The 23000-nt window shown below is 63.5% G+C and carries 23 protein-coding genes; 8 read left to right on the plus strand and 15 right to left on the minus strand.

All coding sequences use genetic code 11. The features are described from left to right. Positions 1 to 82: 82 nt before the first annotated feature. Positions 83 to 1375: a DNA polymerase IV gene (locus AC4P1R_RS04610; protein WP_069460763.1), complete on the minus strand. Its 1293-nt coding sequence runs from the start codon at positions 1373 to 1375 to the stop codon at positions 83 to 85. Positions 1376 to 1529: 154 nt separating this feature from the next. Here AC4P1R_RS04610 and AC4P1R_RS04615 point away from each other — a divergent pair, with 154 nt between their 5' ends. Further along, the gene (locus AC4P1R_RS04615) at positions 1530 to 2117 is read left to right on the plus strand and encodes a GNAT family N-acetyltransferase (RefSeq protein ID WP_069460764.1); all 588 of its coding nucleotides are present in this window, start codon (positions 1530 to 1532) and stop codon (positions 2115 to 2117) included. A 50-nt stretch (positions 2118 to 2167) separates the two neighbouring features. On the opposite strand, the gene AC4P1R_RS04620 is transcribed toward AC4P1R_RS04615, so the two are convergent. Further along, on the minus strand, positions 2168 to 2818 hold the full coding sequence (locus AC4P1R_RS04620; RefSeq protein WP_069460765.1) for a hypothetical protein: 651 nt from the start codon (positions 2816 to 2818) through the stop codon (positions 2168 to 2170). 8 nt (positions 2819 to 2826) lie between these two features. After that, positions 2827 to 3099 (minus strand): DUF3572 domain-containing protein, encoded by a 273-nt coding sequence (locus AC4P1R_RS04625; RefSeq protein ID WP_069460766.1) that lies wholly within the window; start codon positions 3097 to 3099, stop codon positions 2827 to 2829. 156 nt (positions 3100 to 3255) lie between these two features. On the opposite strand from AC4P1R_RS04625, the gene AC4P1R_RS04630 reads away from it, so the two are divergent. Continuing rightward, complete coding sequence (locus AC4P1R_RS04630) at positions 3256 to 3627, plus strand: response regulator (protein ID WP_003537642.1); 372 nt, start codon at positions 3256 to 3258, stop codon at positions 3625 to 3627. Between the two features lie 17 nt (positions 3628 to 3644). Then, a complete protein-coding gene (locus AC4P1R_RS04635) occupies positions 3645 to 5012 on the plus strand; it encodes a PleD family two-component system response regulator (RefSeq protein WP_069460767.1) in 1368 nt (455 codons plus the stop codon). Positions 5013 to 5766: 754 nt separating this feature from the next. On the opposite strand, the gene rpmG is transcribed toward AC4P1R_RS04635, so the two are convergent. The 10 genes from rpmG to AC4P1R_RS04685 all read right to left on the minus strand — a co-directional run bounded on the left by rpmG (position 5767) and on the right by AC4P1R_RS04685 (position 17939). Further along, on the minus strand, positions 5767 to 5934 hold the full coding sequence (gene rpmG / locus AC4P1R_RS04640) for a 50S ribosomal protein L33 (protein WP_034795357.1): 168 nt from the start codon (positions 5932 to 5934) through the stop codon (positions 5767 to 5769). 93 nt (positions 5935 to 6027) lie between these two features. Further along, entirely contained in the window at positions 6028 to 7212 is a 1185-nt protein-coding gene (locus tag AC4P1R_RS04645; RefSeq protein ID WP_069460768.1) for an MFS transporter, read from the minus strand. A gap of 114 nt (positions 7213 to 7326) precedes the next feature. After that, positions 7327 to 8034 (minus strand): NUDIX hydrolase, encoded by a 708-nt coding sequence (locus AC4P1R_RS04650; protein ID WP_069460769.1) that lies wholly within the window; start codon positions 8032 to 8034, stop codon positions 7327 to 7329. Beyond that, positions 8031 to 8486: a DUF983 domain-containing protein gene (locus AC4P1R_RS04655; protein WP_069460770.1), complete on the minus strand. Its 456-nt coding sequence runs from the start codon at positions 8484 to 8486 to the stop codon at positions 8031 to 8033. Before AC4P1R_RS04655 ends, AC4P1R_RS04650 begins: the two co-directional genes overlap by 4 nt. Positions 8487 to 8635: 149 nt before the next feature. Further along, positions 8636 to 11002 carry a ribonuclease R gene (gene rnr / locus AC4P1R_RS04660; RefSeq protein WP_069460771.1) on the minus strand — a complete coding sequence of 789 codons (2367 nt, stop codon included), beginning with the start codon at positions 11000 to 11002 and terminating at the stop codon, positions 8636 to 8638. 2 nt (positions 11003 to 11004) lie between these two features. Continuing rightward, positions 11005 to 13662, minus strand: a complete 2658-nt coding sequence (topA, locus tag AC4P1R_RS04665) for a type I DNA topoisomerase (RefSeq protein ID WP_069460860.1) — start codon at positions 13660 to 13662, stop codon at positions 11005 to 11007. Between the two features lie 225 nt (positions 13663 to 13887). Further along, on the minus strand, positions 13888 to 15057 hold the full coding sequence (dprA, locus tag AC4P1R_RS04670; RefSeq protein ID WP_069460772.1) for a DNA-processing protein DprA: 1170 nt from the start codon (positions 15055 to 15057) through the stop codon (positions 13888 to 13890). Continuing rightward, positions 15057 to 15668: a glycerol-3-phosphate 1-O-acyltransferase PlsY gene (plsY, locus tag AC4P1R_RS04675; protein ID WP_492177462.1), complete on the minus strand. Its 612-nt coding sequence runs from the start codon at positions 15666 to 15668 to the stop codon at positions 15057 to 15059. The genes dprA and plsY overlap by 1 nt, the downstream gene beginning before the upstream one ends. A gap of 28 nt (positions 15669 to 15696) precedes the next feature. Beyond that, a complete protein-coding gene (locus AC4P1R_RS04680) occupies positions 15697 to 16989 on the minus strand; it encodes a dihydroorotase (protein ID WP_069460774.1) in 1293 nt (430 codons plus the stop codon). Continuing rightward, positions 16986 to 17939, minus strand: coding sequence for an aspartate carbamoyltransferase catalytic subunit (locus AC4P1R_RS04685; RefSeq protein ID WP_069460775.1), 954 nt, complete (start codon positions 17937 to 17939; stop codon positions 16986 to 16988). The genes AC4P1R_RS04680 and AC4P1R_RS04685 overlap by 4 nt, the downstream gene beginning before the upstream one ends. A gap of 157 nt (positions 17940 to 18096) precedes the next feature. Between AC4P1R_RS04685 and AC4P1R_RS04690 the strand changes: the two genes are divergently transcribed. Further along, a complete protein-coding gene (locus tag AC4P1R_RS04690; protein ID WP_069460776.1) occupies positions 18097 to 19749 on the plus strand; it encodes an acyl-CoA dehydrogenase family protein in 1653 nt (550 codons plus the stop codon). Here AC4P1R_RS04690 and AC4P1R_RS04695 read toward each other — a convergent pair. Continuing rightward, the gene (locus tag AC4P1R_RS04695) at positions 19731 to 20666 is read right to left on the minus strand and encodes an AEC family transporter (RefSeq protein ID WP_069460777.1); all 936 of its coding nucleotides are present in this window, start codon (positions 20664 to 20666) and stop codon (positions 19731 to 19733) included. The two genes, AC4P1R_RS04690 and AC4P1R_RS04695, sit on opposite strands and share 19 nt — an antisense overlap. A gap of 167 nt (positions 20667 to 20833) precedes the next feature. Between AC4P1R_RS04695 and AC4P1R_RS04700 the strand changes: the two genes are divergently transcribed. Together AC4P1R_RS04700 and AC4P1R_RS04705 are read left to right on the plus strand one after the other, a co-directional pair. Further along, positions 20834 to 20986, plus strand: coding sequence for a hypothetical protein (locus AC4P1R_RS04700; protein ID WP_106407952.1), 153 nt, complete (start codon positions 20834 to 20836; stop codon positions 20984 to 20986). Next, positions 20983 to 21333, plus strand: a complete 351-nt coding sequence (locus AC4P1R_RS04705) for a DUF6105 family protein (protein WP_069460778.1) — start codon at positions 20983 to 20985, stop codon at positions 21331 to 21333. The genes AC4P1R_RS04700 and AC4P1R_RS04705 overlap by 4 nt, the downstream gene beginning before the upstream one ends. Here AC4P1R_RS04705 and ruvX read toward each other — a convergent pair. Continuing rightward, entirely contained in the window at positions 21276 to 21764 is a 489-nt protein-coding gene (ruvX, locus tag AC4P1R_RS04710; RefSeq protein ID WP_069460779.1) for a Holliday junction resolvase RuvX, read from the minus strand. The genes AC4P1R_RS04705 and ruvX overlap by 58 nt on opposite strands. 123 nt (positions 21765 to 21887) lie before the next feature. On the opposite strand from ruvX, the gene AC4P1R_RS04715 reads away from it, so the two are divergent. Both AC4P1R_RS04715 and gatC read left to right on the plus strand, forming a co-directional pair. Beyond that, positions 21888 to 22592: a metal-dependent hydrolase gene (locus AC4P1R_RS04715; protein WP_069460780.1), complete on the plus strand. Its 705-nt coding sequence runs from the start codon at positions 21888 to 21890 to the stop codon at positions 22590 to 22592. Positions 22593 to 22683: 91 nt separating this feature from the next. Further along, positions 22684 to 22971 (plus strand): Asp-tRNA(Asn)/Glu-tRNA(Gln) amidotransferase subunit GatC, encoded by a 288-nt coding sequence (gene gatC, locus AC4P1R_RS04720; protein WP_034854016.1) that lies wholly within the window; start codon positions 22684 to 22686, stop codon positions 22969 to 22971. The last annotated feature ends 29 nt before the right edge of the window (positions 22972 to 23000 follow it).

A 23000-nucleotide genomic window follows, 5' to 3' on the forward strand; every position in this document is an offset into this window, starting at 1 on the left:
TGCAAGCCGTAACACGCCAGACTTGTCGAGCGAGGCTATCCTCCAATATTTAAGGAATTGAATCGGCGCCTTCCATCACGGGCTATTGATCGCGTCGCCGTTGACCGAAGGTGTAGCCCGTTTCGACGCTGGTCTTGCCGAACTTGTCGCGCAGCTTGTTGATCGCCTCCTCGGCGGCCGCCCGCCGCGTTGCCAAGGGGTCCACGAGATCCGGCGGATCGGCATGAACGGGATCGCAAAGATCGCTGACGCCGATGCCGATCAGCCTGTATCTCGTCCCGTCGAGTTCCCGCTCGAGCAGTTGCAGGCCGATGCGGAAAATGCGGTCGGCAAGGCGGGTTGGGCTCTCCAGCCGCCGGTTGCGCGTACGGCTCTTGAAGTCCGCCGTCTTCAATTTCAGGACGACGGTCTGACCGGCGAGTTCGGATTTGCGCAGCCTGAGGGCTACCTGCTCGCTGAGGCGCCTGAGATGCGAGACGAGTTCCTCCGGGCGAGACAGGTCCTCGTTGAAGGTCGTTTCGGATGAAACGCTCTTGGCCTCCCCATCCGTCTCGACAATGCGTTCGTCCTGGCCGCGCGACAGCCGGTAAAGCCTCCGGCCCATCGTGCCGTAGCGGCGCATCAGTTCTGCTTCTTCCATCGTCTGCAACTGCCCGATCGTGCGGATGCCGTCCCGCTCGAGAGTCGCGGCAAAGGCCTTGCCGACGCCCCAGATCAAGGTGACCGGACGGTCCTTCAGGAAATCCACGGCCTCGGCCTGTCCTATCACGGAGAAGCCGCGCGGCTTTTGCAGGTCGGAGGCGACCTTGGCGAGGAACTTGCAGTAGGAGAGGCCGACGGAGACGGTGATGCCGACTTCCTGCTCGATGCGCCGGGCGAAGTGGGCGAGCGTCCGGGCTGGCGCGGCGTGGTGCAGCCGCTCGGTGCCGCTCAGGTCGAGGAAAGCCTCGTCGATCGACAGCGGCTGCACGAGCGGAGTCAGGTCCAGCATCATGCTTCTGATTTCGCGCCCGACACGGGAATATTTCTCCATGTTCGGCGTGATCACCACCGCTTCGGGGCAGGCCTCGAGCGCCTTGAACATCGGCATGGCCGAACGCACGCCATGAATGCGGGCGATGTAGCAGGCGGTCGAGACGACGCCACGTTTGCCGCCGCCGATGATGACCGGCTTGTCGGCGAGCTCTGGATTGTCGCGTTTCTCGATCGAGGCGTAGAAGGCATCGCAGTCGATATGCGCCAGAGTGAGCCGATCGAGTTCGGCGTGGTGCAGGAGACGCGGACTGCCGCAGGCGCGACACCGCCGGGCGAGGGCTGCCTGGTCTTTCAGGCAGTCTCGGCAGAGGCCGGAAATCGGTACAGCGCTGTCTCGCATGTCTGGGAACAAATGTTGAACGGGGCGACTTTACGCTCTACGCTACTGCATGATTCCTTAAATCGGAACCGATTTAAGGGCGGAATCATGCAGCGAGCTTGCGTGTCTGACAGACGTGCGGCGCTGTGGTGGTGAGCGGGCGTTGGAGGCTTCATTGGATGTCGCCCTGCAATTTGCGCCGGCAACAGCGGATCGCTGGCCGGACTTCGAGAGGCTTTTCGGCCCGCAAGGCGCGTTCTGCGGCTGCTGGTGCGTAGCGTTGCGCCTGCCGCACGCCGTTCGAATGAGGATGAGCGCCGGAGAACGCAAGGACGCCATGAGGCGCAGGATCGAGGCGAGACCACCGCCCGGCCTCCTCGGCTATCATGTGGGCGAGCCGGTCGCCTGGGTCCAGGTCGGCCCCCGCTCCGACGTGCCGCAATTCAATTCGCCACGCACCGTTTCGCGTCCGCTGCAAGCAAGCGAGGCGCAGGATGAGAGCGTCTGGGCGCTGAGTTGCTTTTTTCTTTCCTCGCCCTTGCGCGGCAAGGGGTTGAGCCATCGCATGCTCACGGCTGCAATCGCGCATGCCCGGGCTGCCGGCGCCCGGTATCTCGACGCCTGTCCGATCGACCATGCCAAGCAGTCGAAATCCGTCGCGCTCTGTATCGGCTCGACGACGATCTTCGATGCCGCCGGCTTCGAGATCGTGGCACGGCGCAAGGACGGCAGGCCCCTGATGCGATTGGAATTGAGGCAATGACGGTTCGCGCCGTAATGACTTGCCCCGGCCGGGCGGCGCTGAAGGGCGGTTCAGCAGGCGTCGGGACGGGCGCGACAATGGACGCGGATCAGCTCCGCCGCCTCCGGCCAGTCCGCGGCGACGCGGATGTCGACGCCGGGTGCGGGTGCAAGGGCGCGAAATTCCGCGTTCGCCATCAGGTTGATGAGGAGGCAGCCTGGAGCGTGTTCCCGCACGGAGTGGAGGTTGCGCAAAATATCGTCGACGAAGGCGAGCGGCAGATCGCGCGCTTGATGCAGGCGCTTGACCAGCGGTCCCTTCGGCTCTTCGGAGGCGAGCAGCGGATACGGAAGATCGAGGGCGTCGAGCAGCCGGCGGCGGGCCGCCGCGTGACGCGGCGGCATCGCCGTCAGAAAGACGATGTCGGCCTCTCCGGAAAATCCTTTCAGCGTCTCGACCACCTGCATCGCGGGCGTCTGCCACCGGTCCTGCGCCGCATAAAAGGCGTCGAGCAGCGCTTCCGCCGCCGCGTCGCTCACCGCTTCGCCGCTTACCCGATCGACTATGTTGCCGGAAAGGCGGAAGGAGCGGGGAAGGAGTGCATGGTCCCGAGCCTCCAAAAAAGCCATGAAGGGCGTCAGGAATTCGAGCACGACCTCATCGACATCGCTGACGATCAGCGGCCGGTCGGAAAGACGGATGCCGGTTCCTGGTTGCCACATGGCTACGCTCAGCCGTCCGCAAAATCCGCCGGACCGGACAAGGCCTGGTGTGCCCTGACCACGTCTTCCGGCGGCGTTCCGGTCCCGGCGCAAAACGCCATCAGCGTCGGCTCGTGCTCCATCAGAAAGGCGACGAGACCGCCCAGGAAGCCGGGATCGCCAGCCGCCTGGCGCAGCGAGCCGATATCGGTACCGGAGAGCGCCAGAAAGCGCGACATGAGTTCCGGCTCGCTCGCGAGCCAGGACAGAATGGCGATGGCTGTTTCGTCAGCGCTCTTCATCGTGTTGAATCTCTTTTCATTTGGCGGCCGGGTTTACCTCTTTTTCAACCAAATAGCGCTAGCCTCGCGAATGACGGAATGGGTCGAGTCGCCAACTGCGAAGCTTATATCTCTAAAAGGGACTTGCAAGGCGGCGACAGACAGCAAGGGATCGACATGCCCAAACAGGTGATGATTGTTGAGGACAACGAGCTGAACATGAAGCTCTTCCGAGACCTGATTGAGGCTTCGGGTTACGCGACGATCCAGACGCGCAACGGCATGGAAGCGCTAGAACTTGCGCGCAAGCACCGGCCAGACCTCATCCTGATGGACATCCAGCTGCCCGAGGTTTCCGGTCTCGAGGTGACCAAATGGCTGAAGGAAGATGACGAGCTGCACGTCATTCCCGTTATTGCCGTAACCGCCTTCGCCATGAAGGGCGACGAGGAACGGATTCGCCAAGGTGGGTGTGAAGCATATGTCTCTAAACCGATTTCCGTTCCCAAGTTCATTGAAACAATCAAGACCTACCTGGGCGACGCCTGAAGTGCAGGGAAACTGATATGACTGCGCGTATCCTCGTCGTCGATGACGTACCAGCCAATGTGAAGCTCCTCGAGGCGCGGCTCGTGGCTGAGTATTTTGACGTGCTGACCGCCGAAAACGGACATTCAGCCCTCGCGATTTGCGAGACGACGCCGGTGGATCTCGTGCTGCTCGATATCATGATGCCGGGCATGGACGGGTTCGAGGTTTGCGAGAGGCTGAAAGCGAATAGCCGAACGGCGCATATTCCCGTGGTCATGGTGACGGCACTCGACCAGCCTTCCGATCGCGTGCGCGGGCTGAAGGCCGGCGCGGATGATTTTCTCACGAAACCCGTCAATGACCTGCAACTGATGTCGCGGGTGAAAAGCCTCGTACGCTTGAAGAACGTCAGCGACGAGCTGCGCCTCAGGGCGCAGACGACGCACACGATCGGGCTGCAGGAACTGCTGCGGCAGGACCGACCGGACGAGCCCGGTTCCGTGCTCCTTGTCGATGGCCGCGCCTCGTCGCAGGAGCGGCTGTTGAGGGCCCTGAAGCCGATTGCCGCAGTCTCGGTCATGGCCGAGCCGCAGGCCGCTCTCTTCGAAGCCGCCGAGAGCGATTTCGATCTCGTCATCGTCAACGCGAATTTCGACGACTACGACCCGTTGCGTCTCTGCTCGCAATTGCGCTCTCTCGAGCGGACGCGTTTCATCCCGATTCTGCTCGTTGCGGACCAGGGCAATGACGAGTTGATCGTGCGCGCGCTCGAACTCGGGGTAACGGACTATATCATGCGTCCAGTCGATCCCAACGAACTGCTCGCCCGTTGCCTCACGCAGATCCGTCGGAAGCAGTGCAACGATCGGCTGCGCGCCAGCGTGCAGCAGACAATCGAACTGGCGATCACCGACGATCTGACCGGCCTCCACAATCGCCGTTATCTGGACAGTCATCTGAAGCTGCTCGTCGATCGGGCGATGGCACGCGGACGGCCGTTGTCGATCTGCATCACCGATATCGACCGCTTCAAGCAGGTTAACGACACCTATGGTCACGACTCCGGCGACGAAGTCCTGCGCGAATTTGCCAGCCGGGTGCGGGCGACTGTCCGCGGCGCCGATCTCGCATGCCGCTTCGGCGGCGAGGAATTCGTAATCGTCATGCCCGATACCCCGGCGGAGATGGCCGCGGTCGTCGCCGAGCGGCTTCGGCTGATGGTTGCAAGCCGCGGTTTCGAAATTGCCCGCGCCGACGCGGTGTTGAGCGTGACGGCATCCCTCGGGCTTGCCAGCCTGCGGCCGGAGGGCGATACGCCCGAAGCCTTGCTCAAGCGGGCCGACGTGGCGCTCTACGACGCGAAAAACAATGGGCGAAACAGGGTCGTCGCCGCCGCAGCTTGAGCAGGTCTGCTCTCATCGCTTTTGTCCGCAGCACCGCGCGCAGCAGTCTGCGGTCGGTAAGCGGCGCATCAGACCGCCTTTGTCTGCTCTTGCCAACTTCCTTAAAGGTTGTATCGTTGCGCCGTCGCTGGTGCTGGGGCAAAGCATCTTCCATGGGCGCCCCGTTCGGATTCGTCCGAATACGGGACAGAAATTAACCAAACACCGAGCAAGCCTGTTTCGGTGATTAAGAATTCGTTGATTTTTTTTTAGTTTCAGGCAATGCTCATAGGCATGGAAGTGCGACTTCCATTACCAATTCGTTACCCCATGATGCTCAGGTCCGCCGCATCTCCTGGGTCGTGGGGTCGGTCGGCTGGCTTCCGGCGTCTGCGGATTCCTCGTGCCGCTGCTGGGACCAGCCGACCCCCTTTGAAAACGCCGCTTCGGAAAGAAGGTGGCGTTTTTCCTTGGATACGAATGGCGCGAGTTTACCGCCTGCCGTCCCGGATCGAAACTGTTTGAAGCGCCCACGCGGCGCTTCGAGACCTCTTGGCTGCGCTTGTGTGTCCGAAAAGTCGCAGGCGCCTATACTGAGCCGTGAGTTCTGCGGGCGCGCGCAACGTGGCGTAGCTTCGGCTTGCAGCGCCGCGCGTCATTTTAAAGGATCGCTGTGGCTCGCTTGGGTTAAATTGCACAACTCGCGAGAGCCGTCTTCAAAAGAAAAGGCGCCGGACCCTGCGGTCGGCGCCTGCGAAATAAGGAAACGATGATCTTACTTGATCTTCGTTTCCTTGAATTCGACGTGCTTCTTGACGACTGGGTCGTATTTCGTCTTCGTCATCTTTTCCGTCATGGTACGGCTGTTCTTGGTCGTGACGTAGAAGAAACCCGTGTCGGCCGTCGACAGCAGCTTGATCTTGATGGTGGTAGCTTTCGCCATGGTCGTCCTGCCTTTATAGAAAATGAAAGCCGTGAACAACCGGATGCGGGCCACGGTCAAGTTGGCGCGAAACTACAAATCGCGCCCGAAAAGTCAAGGCCGTTTTGGCTTCAAAACGATCCGGGCGATGGAAAGCACAACATAAAGCCCGAAGAAGGCGGCGATGGTCCAGGCGAAACCGTTATTGCCGGTGACGTCCATGGCTGCTCCGATGGCCTGCGGCCCTGCGACGGTGCCGACGGCATAGGAGAAGACGAAGGCGGCATTGGCCGCGGCAAGATCCGAACCCTGCAACCGCGAGCCGAGATGGCTAAGGCCGACCGTATAGAGCCCGGAGACGCATCCGCCCCAGAAGAGCAGCACCAGCGCCATCAGGAACCAGCTTTCGACGAGCAGGGGTAGGAAAAGCGCGCCGACGAGGCCGATCAGCGTCAGCGCGGAGAGGAGCGTGCGTCGGTCCTTAACCGTATCGGAGAGCATCCCGAGCGGGATCTGAAAGATGAAATTGCCGACACCCATGACAGTGAGCAGGAGCGCGGCCTGCGACTCGCCGAATCCCGCGCGTGTCGCGAAAATCGGAAAAAGTGAGAGGCCGCCCGATTCGACCGCACCGAATATGAAGACTGCCGCGGTCGCCGTCGGCACCAGGAAGACATAGCGCATAAAATGCCGCCCCGGCTTTTCGTCTATGACGGGGCTTTCGTTACGCGCGAGATAAATCGGGATCGCGGCGAGCAGGATGACGCCGGCACCGACGGCGAATGGCAGGATGCCGTCACTGCCGAGGATGGAGAAGAGCAGCGGCCCGCTGGCAAAGCCGAGGGAAAGCACGGTGCCGTAGATGCCGAGAACGAAGCCGCGCTTGTTTGGCGGCGCCGTCGCGTTGATCCAGAATTCCGAGAGAATAAAAAGCACGGTGATGGCGCCGTGGAAGATGATCCGGAGCGGAAACCAGAGCCAGAAATCGGTGATGTAGAAGAAACCGAGCGCGCTGGCGGCAGCAAGAACGATTGCCAGCAGCATGGTCGGCGCGACGCCATGGCGATGCGCGAGTTTGGTCGTGAGCGGGGCGGCCGCCATCGAGGCGAGCCCGGCCATTGCCGAATTCAACCCGATCAGCGTCGAGGCAATGCCGCGCTTCTCCATGATGATGCTGAGCAGCGGCAGCCCCAGGCCGATGGCAATGCCGACGGAGGTGATGGAGGCGACAGCCGCGATCAGCGAGGGCCAGTGGATTTCGTCAACCGGCGCAGGCTTTCCGGATAGCGGCTTCGACATTTCGTCAGGTTCCTAGAACATTTTGCCGCCAGGTGGGTTCACCTGACGTCGCTGAAATGCGGCAATGACATACGAATAGGGCAAGAGCGCAAACATGGGTGAACGTATACGGCTCTAGAGAAGCGTGCGGACGAAGCGCCGATGGCGCATGGAATAGAACGGTATCGGTATTTCCCGGGGAAGCAGGGGATCGGATTCGAGGGCATGCCTCAGATCCGCGAGAATGATTGCGGTGATCTCGGGTATTCTAAGAGCACAGTCGTTCACGTCGATCCACTGCAAATCCTGAAGCTCCCGGCTTTCCAGAACGTCGGACGGATCGAGTTCGGCCTCGTCCGCGAATATCGCGAAGAAGCGGGTGTCGAAACGCCTCGGCTGTCCCGGAGGAGTGATGGCCCGAGCCATATAGCGCAAGTTTGTGAGGTCGGGAAGAAAGGGAAGCGGGGCGTGCGCCCCCTCGTGCCTGCTTCCGAGGCTTACGCCAGCCTCTTCATAGAGCTCCCGCACGGCCGCAAGTGCCAGTGCCCTGGCGCGCGCCTCGGTGAGCGGTCGGCCAACGGTCGCTTTCAGCGCGTGCAGAACCGCCGGGTGAAGGTCGCCGGAGAATGGGAGCCGATAATCGGTAGGGTCGCAGCGGCCGCCGGGAAACACATAGAGATCCGGCATGAAGGCATGGGCGCTGTGGCGTTTGCCCATCAGCACGCGCACGGTACCACCGGACCGGTCGAGCAGCATGATCGATGCCGCGTCCCGCGGCCGGATCGCAGGATGTTTGCTCACCGGCGATCGTGGCAGGGAAGCGCGACCGCGCTCACGCATCATGCGGAGGGGTCTCGCGGCGGCAAACCATCTTCCGGCTCGTCCGCGTGGCCGCCGAAGCCGTGCATTTTCAAGGCCCATTGCAGACCGATGACCGCGCCCTTCACCGGCTGCATCAGCGCGATCGCGCTTGCGAGCGTCACCGGCCCCCAAAACGCCAGATGTTGCCAGGTCGTAAGCGGCAGTATCAGATCGGTCATCATGTAGCCGCCCAGCACCAGATGACCGACGATCGTCACGACGATATAGGGTGGGAAGTCGTCAGCGCGGTGATGATCCATGCGCTCGCCGCAAGCCGCGCAGGCATCGACCGATTTGACGAAGCTGCGAAACAGCCGGCCATTGCCGCAGGCCGGGCACCGGCCGAAAAGCCCGCGTTTGATGGAGCGGCCGACCGGCCGTTCGTCCTTTTCCGCACCACCGAACTGAAGCATATCCGTCGCCGTTGCCTTCATGTCCAAAATCCTTCGTGCCGAACGGGGGCCACGTCCCTCATGCATGTCTCCTTTGATCGACCTCGGTTAAAGGACAAAGACATGCAGCAATTCAAAGTGCTACAGCGACCTTTGCGCGTCTAACAAGACGCGCGGCGCTGTAGGACGGATCAGCGTCTGCCGCGCGGCGGTCGCGTGCCCGGCCGCTTGCCCGCATTTACACGATTGCGCCGGCCGGCCTTGTGGAAGGAGCGCATCGCAGTTGGCATTTTGCGCCCTTCACTCACCATCTCGAAGCGAAGCGCGCCGGCAAGGGGCACCGCTTCGGCGAGCTTGACGCGCACGGGGTCGCCAAGGCGGTAGCCGAGGCCGGTTTTCTCACCGGACATCGCCTGGTGGGCTTCGTCATAGATGAAGTAGTCGCGTCCCAGCGTCGATACAGGTATGAAGCCGTCGGCGCCATAGGAAGGCAGCGTGACAAAAAGTCCCGCCCTGGTCACGCCGGACACGCGTCCGTCGAATTCCTCGCCGACGCGGCCGCTCAGGTGATGGGCGATCAGCCGGTCGACGGTATCGCGTTCGGCTGCCATCGCGCGCCGTTCGAAAGTGGAGATTTCGGCGGCGATATCATCGAGCGCGCCTTCCTCCTGCGGTGTCAAGCCGCCTTCGCCGAGACCGAGCGAGGCGACCAGAGCCCTGTGCACCACCAGATCCGCATAGCGCCGGATGGGTGAGGTGAAATGGGCATAGCGCATCAGATTGAGGCCGAAATGACCGATGTTTTCCGGGCTGTAGATTGCCTGGCTCTGGGAGCGCAGCACCATTTCGTTGACCATGGTCTCGTAGGGTTTGCCGTCGGCCTTGGCCAGGATGCCGTTGAAACTGTTCGCCCGCATGCTGCCGCCCTTGGCGAGCGGGATGTCGAGCGTAGCCAAGAATTCCCGCAGGCTCTCCTGTTTGGCAAGCGAGGGCTGGTCGTGCACGCGGTAGATCAACGCCTGCCGCTTCTGCTCCAGCGTCTCGGCGGCCGCGACGTTGGCCTGGATCATCATTTCCTCGATCAGCTTGTGCGCATCGAGTCGTTCCGGCACGAAGACCCGATCGACCGTGCCGTCCGGCTTCAGGATGATCTTGCGCTCCGGCACATCGAGCTCGAGCGGCTGGCGCCGCTCCCGGCCGCGCGTAAGGGTGCGATAGGCTTCCCAGAGCGGCTTCAGGATCGGTTCGAGGAGCGGACCCGTCTTGTCGTCCGGGTTCCCGTCGATCGCCGCCTGGGCTTGGTTGTAGGAAAGCTTGGCGGCGCTGCGCATCATGATGCGATGGAAGCTATGCCCGGCTTTCCGGCCTTCCTTCGAGAACCGCATGCGCACCGCGAGCGCCGGACGGTCGACGCCCTCCCTGAGTGAGCAAAGGTCGTTGGAGATGCGCTCGGGGAGCATGGGCACGACGCGATCCGGGAAGTAGACGGAATTGCCGCGCTTCAGGGCCTCGAGGTCGAGCGCGGACTTCGGCCTCACATACCAGGAGACGTCGGCGATCGCGACGGTGACGATGACGCCGCCGGGATTGTCGGGCGAGGGATCCGGCTCGGCATGGACGGCATCGTCATGGTCCTTGGCGTCCGCCGGGTCGATGGTGACGAGCGGCAGCGGGCGCCAGTCCTCACGGTGCGCCATCGACGCCGGTTCGGCCGCGTCGGCCTCTTTCAGCACGCGCTCGGGGAAGAGGTGGGGAATCCCGTGCGCGTAGATAGCGATCATCGAAATCGCCTTCTCGGAAGCGACCGAGCCGATCACGTTCTGCACCTGGGCCCGCGGCAGCCCGTAGCGCCCGAGGCGGGTCAGATGCACTTCGACAAGATCGCCGTCCGCGGCATCTCCGGTGAAATCCGGATCGACCAGCAATTCTTCGCCACGCTTGTCGATCGGCAACAGCCGACCGCCGCCCCCGGGCGTCGAGCGGAAGACTCCGAGAACCGCATCCTTGCGCTTATCGAGAACCTTTATGACGCGCCCGGTATAGGCCGGGCCGCCACGGTCCTTTGCGGGGAAGATCTTGGCGAGCACCCGGTCGCCGAGACCGGCGACGGGTGTCTTGGATTTCCCTTTCGCGACGCTCGGCTGTTTGATGAGCACCGCCGGCGCGACGCCGTCGTCGTCCAGCCATTCGGCCGGACGGCCGATCAGTTCGCCGTCGATGTCACGGATGGTGATGTCGAGCACCGTAACCGGGGGCAGGGCGCCGGGACGAAGGAGCGATTTGCGCTTCTTCTCGACGAGCCCATCCTCCTCAAGCGAGCGCAAAACCGCCTTGAGCTCAACTCGCGCCTCGCCCTTGAGACCGAAGGCCTTGGCGATCTCGCGTTTCGACGCCTGCTGCGGATTCTCGGAGATGAAGCGCAACAGGACGTCGCGCGGCGGCACCGCGCCGTGGATGATCGTCTCGCCTGCAGCGTGCGCCGGCTTGGCCGCGCGTGACTGTTTCCTGCCGGCGTCTCTGGCAGGTCGTTCCGTCGGATCGCGCGGGATTCTGGTCAAGTTCAGTCCTTCTTGGCCGTGGCGGCCGTCCTGGTTTTCGCCTTGGCGCCGGACTTGGGCTTTGCCGCCTTCGAGCCGGCGCTCTTCGCCCCTGCGGCCGATGCCTTGCTCCTGGACGTCTTGCCCTTCGTTCCGCCACCCTTGGCGGCGCGCTCGGCAATCAGGGCAAGTGCCTCTTCTGCGGTGACCGACTGCGGATCCTTGCCCCTCGGCAGGGTGGCGTTCACCTTGCCCCAGTTGACGTAGGGACCAAAGCGTCCGTCGCGCACCGTAATCGCGCCGCCCTCGGGATGTTCCCCAAGGTCCTTGAGAGCCGCTGCGGTGCGCCCGCGCGCTCCTGCGCCCTTCGACTGCTTGTCCGCCAGTACCGAGACGGCGCGGTTGAGGCCGATCGAGAAGACGTCCTCGACAGATTCCAAGTTGGCGTAGGTGCCGTCATGGAGCACGAAGGGTCCGTAGCGGCCGATCCCGGTGGAGATCATCTTTCCCGATTCCGGGTGCGCGCCGATATCGCGGGGCAGCGAGAGGAGGGCGAGCGCCTTTTCGTGATCGATCGTGGCTGGCGTCCAGCCCTTCGGTAGGCTGGCACGTTTCGCATCCTTGCCGTCGCCTCGCTGCACGTAGGGACCGAAGCGGCCGCTGCGCAGCGTTATTTCCTCGCCGGTATGCGGATCCTTTCCAAGGCTCTGCGGCTCGTTCGATACAGCCGCTTCCGCCTCGCCGTTGCTTTCGGACGAGAGCTGGCGGGTGTAGTTGCACTCCGGATAGTTGGAGCAACCGACGAAGGCACCGTATTTGCCGAGCTTCAGCGACAGCTTGCCGGTGCCGCAGACCTGGCAGATACGCGGATCGCCGCCGTCTTCGCGCTTCGGGAAGACGAGCGGTGCCAGTTCCTCGTTGAGCGCATCGAGCACATTGGTGACGCGCAGTTCCTTGGTGTCCTCGACCTGCGAGAAGAAATCATTCCAGAATTCGCGCAGGACGTCCTTCCAGTTGAGTTCGCCGGCGGAAATCTGGTCGAGCTTTTCTTCGAGCGACGCGGTGAAATCATATTCCACGTAGCGGGTGAAGAAGCTCTCGAGGAAGGCCGTGACCAACCGGCCTTTCGCCTGCGGCACCAGTTTGCGCTTGTCGATCGCCACATAGTCGCGGTCGACGATCGTCGTGACCGTCGCGGCATAGGTCGAGGGGCGCCCGATGCCGAGCTCCTCCATCTTCTTGATCAGCGTTGCTTCCGAATAGCGCGGCGGCGGCTCGGTGAAGTGCTGGCTGGCATCGATCTTCTGCTTGGCGAGGCTCTCGCGGGCGTTGATCTCCGGCAGGCGGCCACCGTCTTCACCATCCTCCGCCTGCTCGCCGTCTTCCTTCATGTCCGTATAGGCGGCGATGAAGCCGTCGAAGCGGATGACCGAGCCGGTCGCCCTGAGGCCGGCCCTCTTGCCGCCATTGTCAGCCGTGATCTCGGCGGTCGTCCGCTCGATCTCGGCCGAGGCCATCTGGCTGGCGATGCCGCGCTTCCAGACGAGGTCGTAGAGCTTCAGCATGTCGCCGTCGAGAAAACGGCGAACCTGCTCGGGCGTGCGGTAGAAATCCGTCGGGCGAATCGCCTCGTGTGCTTCCTGAGCGTTCTTGGCCTTTGTCGAATAGAAGCGGGGCTTTTCCGGCAGGTAGCGGTCGCCGAACTGGCTGCCGATCGCCCGGCGCGCCGCATCGATCGCCTCCGGCGCCATTTGCACGCCGTCGGTACGCATATAGGTGATGAGACCGACGGTCTCGCCGCCGATGTCGACGCCCTCATAGAGCTTCTGCGCCACCTGCATGGTGCGCGACGCCGAGAAGCCGAGCTTGGAGGAGGCGGCCTGTTGCAGCGTCGATGTGGTGAAGGGCGGGGCCGGATTGCGCTTGACCGGCTTCGCCTCGACGCTTTCAACCACATAGCTGGCGCCGTCGAGCAGCGCCTTCAGCCGGTTGGCCTCTTCCGCATTGCCGATCGCCTTCGGCTGGAACCGCTTGCCGTCGGCCGACACCAGCCGCGCCTCGAATTCGTCGCCGCGCGGCGTCTTCAGGAGGGCGGAGATATTCCAGTACTCCTCCGTCACAAAGCGCTCGATCTCCGCCTCGCGATCGCAGACGAGGCGCAGCGCCACCGACTGCACGCGGCCGGCCGAACGGGCGCCCGGAAGCTTGCGCCAGAGAACCGGCGAAAGGTTGAAGCCGACGAGATAATCGAGGGCGCGGCGGGCGAGATAGGCGTCGACCAGCGAGATGTCGATGTCGCGCGGATCCGCCATCGCGTCGAGCACCGCTTTCTTGGTGATCGCATTGAAGACGACGCGCTTGACCGGCTTGTCGCCGATGACCTTCTTCTTCTTGAGAAGGTCGAGCACGTGCCAGGAAATCGCTTCACCCTCGCGATCCGGGTCGGTCGCCAGGATCAGGCCGTCGGACGACTTCACGGCGTCGGCAATGTCTTTCATCCGCTTGGCCGAGGCGCCATCGACTTCCCACGACATCTCGAAGTCCTCGTCCGGTCGCACCGAACCGTCCTTGGCCGGCAGGTCCCGCACATGGCCGAACGAAGCAAGCACCTTATAGCCGGGGCCCAGGTACTTGTTGATCGTCTTGGCCTTGGAAGGCGATTCCACCACTACAACATTCATCGTCATTCTCTGACACAACTCTTATGGCAAGGCGCAAGCCCTTATGCGCCGAACTTCGACGCCACGAAATGGACAGGGATTCAGGCGCGGTCAAGGGGTTATATCAAAATAGCGGTATCCCGGTCGCTCGCAATCAAGTGGCAAGTGCCGAAATCTATCAACTAAACGTTGTCCAACTCATAGGTCTGATCGGTGCGTCGGCCTTGCCAGGCGGATGCCTCGACCCTATTCGACAGAGACGAGCGAGACCAGATTGGCACCATGGCGGCAGAGCTGGCCGGCAAGGTCCAACTCCAGAAGCACGAGATAGACTTCGGAGGCGGAAAGCCCCGTATGCCGGATGACGTCGTCGATCTCGACCGGCGTTGGCCCGAGTGCCTCGACGATCCGGGCGCGGTCGCTGTCGCCCGGTGCGCTCTTCGCCGTCGATGCCGCCGGAGCGATCGGCCTCTCCTCGATCGAGGGCTCCTTCATGTCCAGGCGCGAAAAAAGGTCGTCGCGGCTGAGCGGGGCCAAGCCCTCGAGGACGTCGGCAGGAGAAGTGGTCACGGTCGCCCCCTGCTTCAGGAGGTCGTTCGTGCCGTGGCAGCGCGGATCGAGCGGAGAGCCCGGCACCGCAAAGACGAGTCGGCCAAAATCGGCGGCGTAGCGGGCGGTGATCAGCGAGCCGGAACGGTTGGCGGCTTCGATGATGGCGATGCCGAGGCTGACGCCGGCGATGAGGCGGTTGCGCCGCGGGAAGTCGCGGGCGCGCGGCTCCCAGCCGAAGGGCATTTCGCTGATCGCGAGACCCGCCCCGGAGGTGATTTCCTGCAACAGCCCGATATTCTCCGGCGGGTAGGGCCGGTCGAGACCGCCTGCAAGCGCCGCAATCGTGCCGGTCTCGACGCTCGCACGATGGGCGGCGGTGTCGATGCCGCGGGCGAGGCCGGAGGTTACGATGTAACCGGCAGCCCCGGCCTCGCGGGCGATCATCGCCGCGAATTTGACGCCGCTGACGGAGGCATTGCGGGAGCCGACGATGCCGAGCGAGGGGCGGGTCGCCACCATTGGATTGCCCTTGACGGCCAAGAGCGGGGGAGCTCCATCGATCTCCTTGAGAGCCTGCGGATAGTGGGGCTCGCCGATGCCGATGAAGACGGCACCGAAACGATGCGCCGCTTCGAGTTCGCGTTCCGCATCGGCGAGCGAGGCCACGCGGATCGGCCGGCCAGCGCCGCCACGGCGGGAAAGCTCCGGCAGCGCCTCGAGAGCGGCCTCGGCGGAGCCGAAATGATTGATCAGGTCCCGAAACGTCGCAGGGCCGACATTGTCACTGCGGATCAGCCGTAGCCAGGCGATCTTCTGCCGTTCCGTCAGCGCGATTCCGGGTGGTCGAGCGCTGCCGTTCCGCATTATCCCTTTTCTCCGATCCGGCTTTCCGTGCCGCTCAGGAGCCGCTGGATGTTGGCCCGATGCTTGATCCAACTGATGACGGTCATTGCGGCAAAGAGCAGTGCGACCTTTTCAGATCCCGTTGCGTAGAGCACCACCGGAATGATGGCGGTCGCGACGAGCGCCGAGAGCGAGGAGTAACGCGTGATCCTTGCCACCGCGAGCCAGATCACAGCGAAAGCAAGCATCATGATGGGCGCGAGACCGAGCAGCACGCCGATATAGGTGGCGACCCCCTTGCCGCCCTTGAAGGAAAGCCACACCGGGAAGAGGTGCCCGAGAAAGGCGGCAAATCCGGCAGCGATCCCCGCTTCGGCTCCCCAATAGGAGGCGATCGCCGCTGCCGCGGTACCCTTCAGCGCATCGAGCAGAAGCGTTGCAGCGGCAAGTTTCCTGTTGCCTGTTCTCAGCACATTCGTTGCGCCGATATTGCCGGAGCCGATCTTGCGGACATCGCCGAGCCCCGCAATGCGGGTCAGGATGAGGCCGAACGGGATCGATCCCAGGAGATAGCCGAAAGCCAGGCACAGGAGTGTTGTAGGCAGCCCCAACTGCCAGGAAAGAATGTCCACCGGTTGTCCCCCGCTTAACCGCTTGCTCTCACACCGCGTGTACGAGCTTGCCCGCAACATAGGTCTGCACGACCCGCCCGGTAAAGCGCGCATTTTCGAAAGGCGTGTTCTTGGAGCGGGAGACCAGCGCTTCCTTGTAGAGAACCCAGGGCTCGTCGAGGTCGAGTATGGCGAAGTCGGCCTTCGCCCCGGGCTTCAGCGTGCCCGCTTCGAGGCCGAAGATCGCCGCCGGTCGGGTGGACAGCGCATCGATCAGCCGCATCAGCGGCACCTGACCGCTGTGGTAGAGGCGGAGTGCCGCGGCCGCGAGCGTCTCGAGGCCGACCGCACCATCGGCGGCATCCGCAAAGGGAAGCCGCTTGGTGTCGACGTCCTGCGGGTCGTGGGACGAGACGATGATGTCGACCGTGCCGTCCGCCAGCGCCTCGACCATCGCCATGCGGTCGTCTTCGCCGCGCAAGGGCGGCGATAGCTTGAAGAATGTCCGGTACTCGCCGATGTCGTTCTCGTTCAGCGTCAGGTGGTTGATGGAGATGCCGCAGGTGACGTTTGCCCCGCGCTGCCGCGCCATCCGGATGGCCTCTGCCGATTCCGGAACGGAAATCTTGGCGGCGTGGTAGGCGGCCCGCGTCAGTCCGGCAATGCGCAGGTCGCGCTCGAGCGGAATGATCTCGGCCTCGCGCGGAATGCCCGGAAGGCCGAGCCAGCTCGCGAGCAGCCCTTCGTTCATGACGCCGTTGGCGCCGAGATATTTGTCGCGGGCCTCGAGCGCGATCACGGTCCCGATCTCGCGCGCGTAGGTCATGGCGCGGCGAAGCACGAGCGTATCGTGGACCGGCTTCCGGCCGTTGGTGAAGCAGACCGCGCCCGCATGCTTGAGCAGTCCGAGTTCGGTCATCTCTTCGCCGAGCAGGCCCTTCGTAAGCGCGGCGGACGGATGGACGTTGACGAGCGCCTTGTCGCGGGCGGCCTTCTGCACGAATTCGACAAGCGCGATGTCATCGATGACCGGATCGGTGTCGGGCATGGCGATGAAGGACGTGACCCCGCCGCTCGCCGCCGCGCGCGCGGCCGATTCGATCGTCTCGCGGTGTTCGCTGCCCGGTTCGCCGACGAAGACGCGTGCATCGACGAGGCCGGGCACGGCGACGAGGCCGGCGCAGTCCTTGACGAAGGCACCGGCCGGGGCGCCCTGGTTCTGTGCATCCTTCCCGGCCGCGAGGATGCGGCCGTCGCCACCGACGATGAGGGTGCCGGTTTCATCAAGATTTCGCGAGGGATCGATGATGCGCAGATTCTGCAGAACGAGTGGTCTGGTCATGGGCGCGGCCCCTGGTTCTGGGAAAGCCCCTGGGAAAGAAGGAGCGTCTCCATCACGGCCATGCGCACGGCGACGCCCATTTCCACCTGCTGCTCGATGACGCTCTGGGGCCCGTCGGCGATGTCCGAGGCGATCTCGACGCCGCGGTTCATCGGGCCAGGGTGCATGACGAGCGCATCCTCCTTGGCGGCTTTCAGCTTCTCCGCATCGAGACCGTAATAATGGAAGTACTCCCGCACCGAAGGCACGAAGGAACCGGCCATGCGCTCGCGCTGCAATCTCAACATCATGACCACGTCGGCATCCTTCAGGCCCTCGGCCATGGAGTGGTAGACCTCCACGCCCATCTGCTCGATCCCTGCGGGAAGCAATGTCGCCGGCGCCACCACGCGCACGCGCGCCCCCATCTGGTTCAACAGCAGGATGTTCGAGCGGGCGACGCGTGAATGCAGAACGTCGCCGCAGATCGCCACGATGATCCTGGCGAGTGTACCCCTGGCGCGGCGGATCGTCAGTGCATCGAGCAGCGCCTGCGTCGGGTGCTCGTGCTGGCCGTCGCCGGCGTTGACGACGGAGCAGGAGACCTTCTGCGCCAGCAGGGCCGCGGCGCCCGCCGATGAATGGCGCACCACGAGCACGTCGGGATGCATGGCATTCAAGGTCATCGCCGTGTCGATCAGCGTCTCGCCCTTCTTCACGGAGGAGTTGCCGACGGACATGTTCATGACGTCGGCGCCGAGCCGCTTACCCGCGAGTTCGAAGGAGGATTGCGTTCGGGTCGAAGCCTCGAAGAAAAGATTGATCTGCGTCAGTCCGCGGAGGGTGGAAGTCTTCTTCTCCCTCTGGCGGGAGATTTTCACGGCTTCGTCGGCGCGATCGAGCAGGAGCGTGATGTCCTGTTCCGTCAGCCCCTTGATGCCGAGCAGGTGGCGATGCGGGAAAGTGATCATGGGCCGCCCTTGCATGCTGGGATTTGGCCCGCTCTATAGAACGTGGTCCGGGATGCGGCAAGCGGCGCGCCAGCTCTTCTCGAGAAAACTTGTCGGGGCCACGCCTTCTTTCTGCAGGCCTGTTTCGCACCCGCGAAACTTGCGCTAGAACCGGCTCATGAATCAGATGAGCCGGACCGAACAGAAACTTGCGGAACTGAACCAGCCGAAGCCCTGGTCCGGCGTCAATGCCTATCGATCCGATCCCTTGATGGTCGATCTCACCTCGGGCATGCCTAAGACGCTGCGCGACGACTTCGACGCGCTCGGCCGCCATGTGACTTCGCCCGAGGCGCAGGAGCTGGCGCGCATGGCGAATGAGGGCGCGCCGAAGCTGAAGACCCATGGGCCGCGCGGCGAACGCCTCGACGTGGTCGAGTTCCACCCGGCCTGGCACGCGCTGATGCGCCGGTCGATGGCGACGGGCTTGCATTCCTCCGCCTGGGAGAGCCTGCCCGACGAGCGCGGCCGCTCGCACAAGGTGAGGGCGATCCGCTTCTATCTGACGGCGCAGCTCGAATGCGGCCATCTCTGTCCGCTGACGATGACCAGCGCGTCCGTTGCCGCGATCACCGCCTCGCCCGCCGTCCAGAAGGAATGGGCGCCGAAGATCCTGTCGCGCAAATACGACTCGTCCAATCGGCCATGGATGCAGAAATCCGCCGTTACCATCGGCATGGGCATGACGGAGAAGCAGGGCGGTACGGATGTGCGCGCTAACACGTCCACTGCCGAACGGGTCGGCGAGGGAATTTATCGGCTCAATGGCCACAAGTGGTTCATGTCCGCGCCGATGAGCGATGCCTTCGTGATGCTGGCGCAATCCCGCGACGGCCTTGGCTGCTTCCTGGTACCGAGGCTGCTCGAGGATGGTTCGGCCAACGGCTTGCGCTTCCAGCGCCTCAAGGACAAGCTCGGCAACCGCTCCAACGCCTCCTCCGAGGTCGAGTTCTCGGACACGTTCGGCTTCCTGCTCGGAGCGCCGGATGCCGGCATCCGCACGATCCTCGATATGGTGACGCTGACGCGGCTCGACTGTGCGCTCGCTTCCGCCGGCATGATGCGCGCCTCGCTTGCCGAAGCGGTGCATCACACCCGCGGCCGCAAGGTGTTCGGCAAGGCGCTCGTCAGCCAACCGATCATGACCCGGGTGCTCGCCGATATGGCGCTCGATGTCGCGGCCGCGAGCGCGCTGTCGTTCCGCCTCGCCGACGCCTTCGACAAGGCGCATGGCAGCGCCGAGGACGCCGCCTATGCACGGATCATGACGCCGGTCGCAAAATACTGGTCATGCAAGATCGCTCCCGCACTGATCTACGAGGCGATGGAGTGCCTGGGCGGCAACGGCTATGTGGAGGAGCGTTCGCTCGCCCGCCACTATCGCGAAGCGCCGGTCAACGCGATTTGGGAAGGCTCCGGCAACGTGATGGCGCTCGACGTGCTTCGGGTGCTCGGGCGCCGCAAGGAGCTGTTCGAGCAGCTTTTCGGCGTCTTCAGCCGCGATCTCGGCCCTGCCGGCCGCAAGACGATCGAGGTGCTGCGCGCCGCCATGTCGCTCTGCGAGCGCGACGAGGGGGCTGCCCGCATGCTGGTCGAGCAGCTGGCGCTCGCCGCGGCGGCGGCGGAACTCTACCGGCTCGGCGCCGGGCGGATCGCCGACGCGTTTCTCGAGTCGCGGCTCGCTGCCGGCTGGCGCTCGACCTACGGCATGCTCGATTCGCGCTTCGACTCCTCTTACATCCTCGATCTGCTCTACCCGGCCGCGACATAGCCGGTGATCGCGAGCACCAGCGGTATCGTGAAGAAGGACGCGGCCGTCTGGACCGTGGCGACGGCCGCGTAAAGCTCCGCGTCTCCCCCCATCTGCTTTGCCAGGAGATAGCCATTCATCGCCGTCGGCACGGCTGCACCGATCGCGATGACGAGCAAGGCGTCGCCCCGGATGCCGAGCAGGACGCCGGCACCCACCATGAACGCCGGCATGACGATGAGCTTGAGCGTGACCGCAAGGAGAGCAGGGGCGCTCGGCTTCATCGCGTCGGCGATCTTCAGTCCGGCGCCTACCATGATCAGGCCGAGGCTGAGCGAAGCGGTGGCCAGCATGTCGATCGCCGTCATCGCCGGCGCATAGATCGGGATATCGGCGAGGTTCACCAGGATGCCGGCCGCCGACGACAGGATCAGCGGATTGGTGAGGATCTTGAAGAAGAAGAACCCGAGCCCGCGGCTGCGGCCGTTGAACCAGACGAGCACGGCGACATTGTAGAAGTTGATCGGGATGATGACCAGCGTCATGACCAGTGCCGTCAGGCTTAGGCCGATCGCGCCGTAAAGCTTCTGGGCGATGGCGAGCGCCATGAAACCGTTCCAGCGGGTGGCCGTCTGGAAGATCGAGGTGAAGGTGGCGCCGGAGATTTCGCGCGCCCTCAGAAACGGCCAGGTGAAAAGAAGCGCCAAGGACATCAGCGTGACGCTGCCGATGGTGGCGACGGCCGTCGCATCGGCCTTCATCCCGGTAAAATCCGCCTTCGCCAATGTCGAGAAGAGCAGGGCGGGGAAGAGAAAGTAGTAGCCGAACTGCTCGAGTCCGGCCCACATGCCCTGATCGACAAGGTTCGAGCGCCGCAGCCAGACGCCGAGGAGCACGAGCAGGAAGATGGGCAGGATGCTTTCGAAGATGATGGTCATGGCCGGCCTGTCAAGGGGTAGGTGCTACCCATAAAGCGCCGGATGGTGCCTCGCAAGGCGCGGATTGCCTGTGAATATTAACCTTAACAAATGGTTTACGTTGCGCCGAGCGGCCGGACGCTGGGATAGTGGCCTGGAGTTCAATGCATTCGGAACGGAGCGGTTCGGTGAGAACTGGCCTGTTGATCATCATGATGATGTTTTTTGCCGGGCTGGCGCTCGATATAGCCTCGTTGGCGGCCGCTCTCGTCGCCGTCGTTCTGGCCGACCGGGCGATCTATCCGCTCCTCAGCGGATTGGCCGAAGGGAGGGGCGCATGAAGTGGCTTCTGATGTTCTGGGGCGGTCCGGTGGTGCTTCTGACCGGCTGGTACGGGCTTTCCTATTACGATATGAGCTTCGGTATCTTCATGCTGACGCGCGACGCGCACGACCTGGTGTTCCGGGTCTATGGCCATGTTCTCGGGATTCCGCCCGAGACGATCCCGCCGCTCGTCGCGCGGGCGATGATCGTCGACACAATCGTCCTGTTCGCCCTCGTGGCTCTCCGCAAGCGCCGGCAGATCATGGCCTGGTACCGGCGCCGCTACGGCACGCCGGCGGCGCATCATCAGCCGGCGGACGCTCCGTCTTTCGGGAGCAAGGCCAATCTGTCGAGCGCACCCTGAAGGATGAAGGAGGCGGCAGCCGAGTCGATCCGCTCGGCACGCTTCTTCCGCGATACATCCATCTCGATCAGGGCCCGTTCGGCCGCGACCGTCGAAAGCCGCTCGTCCCAGAGCACGAAAGGAATATCCGTCCTTTCGCCCATATTGCGCACGAAGGCGCGCGTTGCCTGGCAGCGCGGCCCTTCGCTGCCGTCCATGTTGACCGGCAGGCCGATGACGAAGGCGGCGATCTTTTCTTTCGCCGCCAGCGCCAGCAGCGCCTGCGCATCGATGCCGAACTTGACGCGCCGGATCACCTCGCGCGGGCTCGCGAGGCGTCGCCCGAGATCGGAAACGGAAACGCCGATAGTCTTGGTGCCGAGATCGAGCCCGGCGATGGCCTGATACGGCGGCAGCCGGGTCGCCAACTCTTCGATGGTGAGAATAGCCATGGGATTCGTCGATTCGATCTTTTCACTGGGTCGGGTTGATCCATATGCTTGTCTGACAGAGAAAGCGATCACGTTTATGGTTTGGCTCGGATTCGCGAGCCGTCGTGACCGGAGGAGAGCGTCATGAAGATCAAATGGCTGGGTCACTCCGCCTTCCACATCGAGACCGCGAAGGCGAAAATCCTGATGGATCCGTTCTTTACGGGCAATCCGGCGTTCCGCGACAGCGAGCGCAAGGCGGCAACCGCGGGACTGACGCATATCCTGCTCACTCACGGCCATGGCGATCACGTCGGCGATACGGTGGCGATCGCCCAGGAGACCGGCGCCACCGTCGTCGCGAACTACGATCTCTGCATGTGGCTCGGCCGTCAGGGCCTCGAGAAGCTGGAGCCGGGCAACACCGGCGGCACGATTCATCTCGGCGGCTTTTCCGCAACCTTCGTCAACGCGCTGCATTCGTCGGCGCAGATCACCGAGGACGGAGTGTCCCACTCGCTCGGCAACGCCAACGGCCTCGTACTTCATTTCGAGGAAGAGCCGACGCTTTATCACATGGGCGACACGGATATTTTCTCCGACATGGAACTCGTCCAGGAATTACATGAGCCGGTTATCGGCATCGTGCCGATCGGCGACCGCTTCACCATGGGCGGTGCGGTGGCGGCACTTGCCTGCCAGCGCTATTTCAAGTTCCACACCGCCATTCCCTGTCACTACGGCTCTTTTCCGATCATCGACCGGACGCCGGAAACCTTCGTCACCGGCATGGACGGCGCTTCGACGCTCGTCGCAACGCCTGAGGTCGGCGGCGTCGTCTCGGTCTGACGGAAGCGAACCGGTTCGGCGACATTCCCCCGTTGCGCAGCATTGAACTCGTCTTTATAGCGGGGGAAATATTGAGAGACCGGAGACGATCATGTCCGTAGACCTTGCCACCGTGAAGCGCGTCGCGCGCCTCGCCCGCATCGCCGTCAGCGAAGAGGAAGCCGAACGGATGACGGGCGAACTCAACGGTATCCTCGGCTTCGTCGAGCAGCTTTCCGAGGTGAATGTCGACGGCGTCGAGCCGATGACGTCGGTCACGCCGATGCAGATGAAGAAGCGGGAAGACATCGTCATGGATGGCGACAAGGCGGCCGACGTCGTTGCCAACGCGCCGAATTCGGACCGCGATTTCTTCCTCGTCCCGAAGGTAGTCGAATAACGCGCCCCTCCCGTCCCGACGTCCTGAAT

The sequence above is a fragment of the Sinorhizobium sp. Y406 genome (assembly GCF_058732025.1).